Origin of the sequence: Syntrophaceticus schinkii, from assembly GCF_000946815.1 — a bacterium.
Lineage (GTDB): Bacteria > Bacillota > DSM-12270 > Thermacetogeniales > Thermacetogeniaceae > Syntrophaceticus > Syntrophaceticus schinkii.
Map to the genome: position 1 here is coordinate 1 of NZ_CDRZ01000211.1, position 1,024 is coordinate 1,024.

At 42.1% G+C, this 1,024-nt stretch carries 1 protein-coding gene; it reads left to right on the forward strand.

What is annotated here, in order from left to right; all coding sequences use genetic code 11:
- Positions 1-811, forward strand: an 811-nt coding sequence (locus tag SSCH_RS07545) for a transposase (RefSeq protein ID WP_156972177.1), incomplete at its 5' end; no start/stop codon positions are given.
- Between the last annotated feature and the right edge of the window lie 213 nt (positions 812-1,024).

A 1,024-nucleotide genomic window follows, 5' to 3' on the forward strand; every position in this document is an offset into this window, starting at 1 on the left:
ATACAGTTATTACCCTTCATGGCAACCAGGAAGGGGTGAGGTAGGCTATAACCCTCGTTATCACGGCCGTCCGTCTATCAAGGCCAAGGCTTGTTTTATTGCTGAAACTGCAGAATTAGTCAATCTAAAAGCATATGGTGGTAAGACGCACAGTAACGGCGAATTCCTTAATTTCTTCAAAGAGGCAGAGGGACAATTACCCCATAACTACGTACCCAAAGGTGTAAGAATGGATAAAGGCTTTTTTGACGAAAAAAACTTCGAATACTTTGAATCCCGTACCCTTTTATATGTCTGTAAAGCCCCTATGCGAAGTGGTTTAAAAAAGATCGTTAATTACCTAAAAGAACAAAACCTTTGGCAGGAGCTGGATGAATGTTACAGCATTGCTGAACTGACAGTCCCGTTACCAAGCTGGAACAAGGCCAGACGGTTCATCGTTATTTGTCAGAAAAAAGACCCCAAAACAGGCCAATTATATATAGACCACCCTGAATGCTATCAATACCAAGCCATAGTAACCAACATTGAGACTAATGATATGTCTCCTGAAGAAGTCTGGCATTTCTACAACAAACGCGGTACCTGTGAATTGTGGATAAATGAACTAAAAGATGGTTTTGCTGTTGATGAAGCAAGCCAGCATACCTTTGTCAAAAATGAGGCCTACATGCTGGTAAAGGCCATTAGTTACAATCTCATGCTCTGGTTCAAAGAAGCCACCATGCCTGACGAGGTCAAAAACTGCCGTGCTGTCGCCTCTCACTCCCAATGGACGGGGGGAGTAGGATTTTTTTCTTGCTTTTTATGACGTAAATGATGCATACTGATTTGACATATGGATTATTTATTGAACATGACAATCATCACGGAAGGATAAATAGCGAGAAGGGGAACCCCTATGGCACGCCCGCCAAAGTCCCCCTTCCCTAAAAACACTGAAATGAATCTTACTCGAAACTCCTTTAAACTGTTCCAGTCTTATCTTGAATTATTTGCAGTACGGTTGTCCGGAAAACCTTAC